This window comes from Fumia xinanensis, assembly GCF_014384905.1.
Lineage (GTDB): Bacteria > Bacillota > Clostridia > Oscillospirales > Ruminococcaceae > Fumia > Fumia xinanensis.
In genome coordinates this window covers 1-5378 of record NZ_JACRSV010000010.1, presented here as the reverse complement: position 1 = coordinate 5378, position 5378 = coordinate 1, and the positions used below count along the sequence as shown (strand labels likewise).

The 5378-nt window shown below is 45.6% G+C and carries 6 protein-coding genes; all 6 read left to right on the top strand.

Annotated features, from left to right (window positions below; all coding sequences use genetic code 11):
- Nucleotides 1-289: 289 nt before the first annotated feature.
- Nucleotides 290-1708: a repa gene (locus tag H8710_RS13270; RefSeq protein ID WP_117699306.1), complete on the top strand. Its 1419-nt coding sequence runs from the start codon at nucleotides 290-292 to the stop codon at nucleotides 1706-1708.
- A gap of 786 nt (nucleotides 1709-2494) precedes the next feature.
- Entirely contained in the window at nucleotides 2495-2719 is a 225-nt protein-coding gene (locus H8710_RS13265) for a hypothetical protein (RefSeq protein ID WP_117511035.1), read from the top strand.
- On the top strand, nucleotides 2716-2964 hold the full coding sequence (locus H8710_RS13260; RefSeq protein ID WP_117511033.1) for a hypothetical protein: 249 nt from the start codon (nucleotides 2716-2718) through the stop codon (nucleotides 2962-2964). Before H8710_RS13265 ends, H8710_RS13260 begins: the two co-directional genes overlap by 4 nt.
- Nucleotides 2961-3281, top strand: a complete 321-nt coding sequence (locus H8710_RS13255) for a MobC family plasmid mobilization relaxosome protein (RefSeq protein WP_117511031.1) — start codon at nucleotides 2961-2963, stop codon at nucleotides 3279-3281. Before H8710_RS13260 ends, H8710_RS13255 begins: the two co-directional genes overlap by 4 nt.
- Nucleotides 3242-4357, top strand: a complete 1116-nt coding sequence (locus H8710_RS13250) for a relaxase/mobilization nuclease domain-containing protein (protein WP_117699305.1) — start codon at nucleotides 3242-3244, stop codon at nucleotides 4355-4357. The genes H8710_RS13255 and H8710_RS13250 overlap by 40 nt, the downstream gene beginning before the upstream one ends.
- A 386-nt stretch (nucleotides 4358-4743) precedes the next feature.
- Nucleotides 4744-5235: a nucleotidyltransferase domain-containing protein gene (locus H8710_RS13245; protein WP_009263190.1), complete on the top strand. Its 492-nt coding sequence runs from the start codon at nucleotides 4744-4746 to the stop codon at nucleotides 5233-5235.
- Nucleotides 5236-5378: the final 143 nt, after the last annotated feature.

Here is a 5378-nt window from a genome sequence, read left to right as displayed (position 1 = left end):
TTTCAGTTTGTCGGTACGAAGAAAAAGGTAAAATACTTCATTGATAAGATTAGCGGTCAAGGCGAGAGGGAGTGAGGTGTAGATATTGACACCAAAAAGGCACTCCCTTATACTTGACGAAAAAAGGTAAAAAAAACTCATTGATAAGATTAGCGGTCAAGGCGAGAGGGAGTGAGGTGTAGATATTGACACCAAAAAGGCACTCCCTTATACTTGACGGAAAAAGGTAAAAAAAACTCATTGATAAGATTAGCGGTCAAGGCGAGAGGGAGTGAGGTGTAAAAAGACTATGGCAAAATACACCAAAAGGAGAGATAAAAGAGGGTATGAGTGGAAGTCTGCTTATCGGGAGAAAGAAGCCCTTATGCTGGAGAGGGGATACCTGGAAGTAAGTCCTCATGATTTCTATCGGGAGTTGTTTCCGGCTGGCAGTCTCCAGCAAGAGCCGGAGGACGGAAAAGGCAATATTATAGCGACACAGATTAGACCGTCCGGTAGGGGAAGAACCCGGCAGTGGGTAATTGATGATAGTCTGAAAATGCTGGATAAGGTCATAGGGGATAGGTTTGGGCTGATACCGCCTATTAGTTTTTACGGAAAGTCACACACGAAAGAGAACGCTCATGAGCTGTTTGCGGTGGTGGTGGATGTGGACTATGTAGGCAAACAGCAGTTAAAGAACCTGTTAAAGCAGTTTGGGAATGGTGTGCAGCTTCGTCCGACTTATCTTGTCAGCTCCGGCAAGGGGGTACATCTTTACTATTTCTTGCAGGAGCAGGTTCAGTTGTATCGAAACAGGGAAGAAGTGCTTGCGGAGCTAAAAGAAGCTCTTATCCGGCGGCTATGGAATGATACTAGCTCTATCCGTCCGGACAGCCCGGATATAACCGGTATTTATCAAGGTTTCCGGTGTGTGGGGAGTCAGTCGAAGCTGGGTGCAGATTTCCCAGTAAAAGCCTATAAGCTGTCAGAGAACCGTTACACACTGGAGGATATAAAAGCCAGCATACCGAGCTGTAAGGTAGACCTTGCTCCGTTGTATGAGAAGCCGAGAAGAAAAAGTACCGTTACGCTGGAAGAAGCAAAGGAGCTGTACCCGGAATGGTATGAGAAGCGGATCGTGCAGGGAGAGCCGAAGCAGAAAAGTAAGAAGCAGGGCGGTACGTGGGTATGTAATGAAGCTTTATATGAATGGTGGAAACGGAAAATAACCGAGGAAGTGAAAGCTGGAGGGCGTTACTTTTCCATTATGGCGTTATGCTCTTATGGCTTGAAGTGTGGCATATCCGAGCAGAAGATACGGAGAGACGCCTATGCGTTCCTGGACCATTTAGAGAGTCTTACCGAGGACGAGGACAACCATTTCAGCCGGGCAGATGTGAAAGACGCTCTCCGGGCATTGAAAGGGGACAGAAAAAGGCTGTCAACGATAGCAAGCCGGGAATGGATAGAGGATAACACAAAGGTTACGATACCAGCCAATAAGCGGAATTACAGAAAGCAAAAAGACCATGTAAAGGTTATGAATACTATGAAAGCTTTAAAAAAGCAGTTAGGAGAAGAAGTAAAAGAGGGTAGACCAAAAGGGAGTGGAACAGCGGAGCAGACAGTCAGAGAATGGCAGGAGAGCCACCCGGCAGGAAAGAAAGCAGACTGCATACGGGAGACAGGATTGAGCAAGCCCACCGTTTACAAGTGGTGGAAGTAGGGCATACTTGAAATGGCTATCTGAATATGCTATAATGGCGATAGCTAAAAAGGATATAGTACCACGAGTACACAAAGCGAAAGCCCCAGAGTTGCAGCTCTGGGGCTTTCATTTAGGTTAGTTGTCACTGTCGTCTCCGTCTAACCATTTGCAGATGTAGTAGCTGGCTACGCCTGCCATAACGGAAACCAAAAAGGATATAATAATTTCCACGAGTACACCCCCTTTCTGTTGCCAGATTGGGTGCGACAACGCTGGATATTATACCACAGAGGCAGAAATGCCACAATAAGCCATTTTCCCTTGTTTATCATCAGAGCCATAAGGAAAAGAGTGTCAAGGGCGGTCGAAAGACCGCAGAGTTTACCCTTGACGCTCTTTTTTGTTGGCTATCATGCCGGAGGGGAAAACGGCTGTCCGTCCGTTCCGTTACTTCCCCCTGTGCTTCATTGTCCGTTCCGGCGGAAGAAAGTAAAGGGTAGTCTGCGACCATTTTTTATCTGCTGTACTCGCTGATCGGCAAGCCGAAGCTCATACTGCAGATAAAAAACAAGCCCTTGACTGTCTCCCTCCTACACTCCCAAAGTCGCCCAAGAGGAAGTAAGCTCCACTATATTCTTGGCAGAATATACGCACGAATATATCCGCTTGACAAAAGTGCTACCACCATACTATAATATGTGTAGCGTATATATTGCAAGTTCCCTAAAGTATTACCACTTTAGAACTTGTGAGGGTGGCAAGCCCCCCTTCAATCCCCCTTAAATCAGAGCCGGAAGGCTCGTCATGCGGTGGTGTTACCATCGGGAAAGTGAGGTCATCATGGACAAGAAGTATATCGAAAATCAGTATCATCTGGCAGTGCTGGATTTTCAGACAGCCCGTAGTGAAGAAGCACAGTGGGAGGCAAGAAAGACCATGGCAAGGCTGGAGCAGATAGCCGCACAGGAATATGGTTTTGAATACGCAGATGATTTGCACGAAAGAGAATTAGGGGGGAAAAGGGTATGAAAGTAGGAGCGTTTCAGATTGGCAGATACCACGCCATTATCAAAAAGAGCTATGCCGACGGAAGTGCCGACTATGAAACGTCTTTTTCAGACGAAGCAGACCTCATGGAAAGCGTGTACTGTATTAAGTTATGTGTCGGGAAAATGGTAGGACTTGCAACGGACACCCCGAAAGTCCTTGCCGATGTGCAGGTTATCCGGGGAAAAGAGAACATTGTCCGGGAACTGGAGGGAAAGCAGCCATGAACAAGACAAGACCGAAACAGCTATCTTTCCGGGTAAACGAGGAAGAATACCAGCAGTTGCAGGAGAAGGTTTTCCAGAGCGGGAAGAACCAGCAGGAGTATATCCTTTCCTGTGTGCTGGAGAAGCAGATCGTGAATACGGACGGTATCAAAGAACTTATCCCGGAGCTGAAGCGGATCGGGAACAACCTCAACCAGATAGCAAAGAGGTGTAATGAGGGCGGAGTGCTGCCAAGTGAAGCCGAGGTGCGGGAACAAGGGGAGGAGCTGAAGCAAGTATGGCAGTTATTAAGGCGGTATCTTCAAAGGCAGGCATAGGACAGGCGATTGATTATGTGACGAAAGAAGAAAAGACAGAGGAGAAGCTTGTCAGCGGTTTGCATTGTGAAGCAGAGACAGCAAAGGAGGAAATGCAGGCTACCAAGGAACTATGGGAGAAAACCGGGGGAAGGACATACAAGCATTTTGTCCAGAGCTACCATAAGGACGAGAAAATCACGCCGGAGCAGGCACACAGGAACGCCTTACAGCTTGCAGAGAATACGCCGGCATGGAAAGGGTTTGAGGTGCTTGTGGCTACCCATAAGGACAAAGACCATATCCATACGCACTTTATCGTCAATTCCGTCAATTTTGAGGACGGGCACAAGCTCCAGTGGAGCAGTGCCGACCTTCGGGAGCTGAAGGAGCGGTGCAACGCACAGAGCCAAGAGCAGGGGCTGCACGTCCCGGAAAAGGGAAAGACCTTTGAAGGAGCGGAACGAGAGGAAACAGTGGCATGGAGTAAAGACACCTACCAGCTTTTGAAACAGGCAGAGCAGGGAAAGGTCAAAAGCTATGTGCAGGACATTGCCCTGGCAGTCCTGGACTGTAAGGAAATAGCGACCAGCCGGGAAACCTTTATCCGGCTGATGAATGAAAGAGGGTACGGAGTGGACTGGCAGGACAGCCACAAGTACATCACATATACTGACTTAGCCAGGGAACAGGCAGGAGAAAAGGCTTGCAAAATTCGTAATAATAAGCTGGAAAAATACTATAACATGGGTTTTGGAAAGGAGGAACTGGAGCATGAGTTTGAGAGAAATGCACGAACAGCAGAAGTCAGAGCAGGCAAGTCCGAGAGAACAGCTCCAAGAACTGAACCGACAGAGCCGGACAGAGCTGGAGAACAGCCTGCTGAAGGAAGCCTTAGCTTTGTCGAGCGAGAGCTGCGAGGAATTGATGAAGCAGTCAAATCAAGGACAAGCAAGGGCAGAGCAGAACAGGCAGAGAGACGCCGAACTGAGCAGGCAGCTCATCAGCGAGCTGAAGAAGAACGTAGAGCAGTTAGAGAACGGCAACGAACTGCTTCAGAACGCCATATCAGCCGAAATTGGGAGCCTGAGAGATGAGGTTAGAGAAAGTACCGTCCAAGAGGTTAGAAAGGCATTACAGGCGAATATAGAGGCTGTACAAAGGGCAACAAAAGCCCTTGAGAAGCAGTCTGATACACTTACAAGCGTAATGAAGCAGAAAGTCCGGGAACTGGAGGAAAGCAAAAACAGCTTTTTTAGGTATGAGGGTTTGAAGCTGTACCTGTTTTGGGGCGGTATGGTCTGCAATATCTTAGTGTTTCTTATGCTGTTGTATGGTATGATTGGTAAGTAAAAAGAAAACGACAAATCGGAATTTTAAAAAGGAGTGTGATGACCATGATTTTTGATTTTGAGCCTTGGCAATTAGATATTGATATTGACTTAACTAAACAATTATATAGAAGTTGTAAAGGAGACTTTGTATGGGTAGAAAAGAAATAACAACAAAAGAAGATTTAATGAAAGTAATAGAATTATTCGAAAATACTGGAATTACATACTGGTTGGATGGCGGATGGGGTGTAGATATTTTAGCTGGTAAACAAACAAGAATTCATAGAGATATAGATATAAATTTTGATGCTCAACATACGGAAAAATTGTTAAATGTGCTTTTGAATCTGGGCTATAAAATTGATACAGACTGGAAACCGGTTAGAATAGAGTTATATAGTGATGAACTTGGTTACTTAGACATTCACCCGTTCGTTTTAAATGAGGACGGAACTTCAAAACAAGCTGATTTAGAGGGTGGATGGTATGAGTTTGAAAAAGATTACTTTGGTAGTGTTTTTTTTGAAGGCAAAACAATTCCTTGTATATCTTTAAAAGGCCAAAAAGTTTTCCATTCAGGTTATGAATTAAGAGATAAAGATAAGCATGATATTTCAATTCTTGAAAGTTTATCAAAATAACATTGCTGTAATTTCTAAGATAAATTTCAGTTTGTCGGTACGAAGAAAAAGGTAAAATACTTCATTGATAAGATTAGCGGTCAAGGCGAGAGGGAGTGAGGTGTAGATATTGACACCAAAAAGGCACTCCCTTATACTTGACG

What these genes read in the sequence shown, in the direction of transcription:
- H8710_RS13270 (WP_117699306.1), top strand. Translation starts at nt 290, where the DNA reads ATGGCAAAATACACCAAAAGGAGAGATAAAAGAGGGTATGAGTGGAAG.
- H8710_RS13265 (WP_117511035.1), top strand. Translation starts at nt 2,495, where the DNA reads ATGCGGTGGTGTTACCATCGGGAAAGTGAGGTCATCATGGACAAGAAG.
- H8710_RS13260 (WP_117511033.1), top strand. Translation starts at nt 2,716, where the DNA reads ATGAAAGTAGGAGCGTTTCAGATTGGCAGATACCACGCCATTATCAAA.
- H8710_RS13255 (WP_117511031.1), top strand. Translation starts at nt 2,961, where the DNA reads ATGAACAAGACAAGACCGAAACAGCTATCTTTCCGGGTAAACGAGGAA.
- H8710_RS13250 (WP_117699305.1), top strand. Translation starts at nt 3,242, where the DNA reads ATGGCAGTTATTAAGGCGGTATCTTCAAAGGCAGGCATAGGACAGGCG.
- H8710_RS13245 (WP_009263190.1), top strand. Translation starts at nt 4,744, where the DNA reads ATGGGTAGAAAAGAAATAACAACAAAAGAAGATTTAATGAAAGTAATA.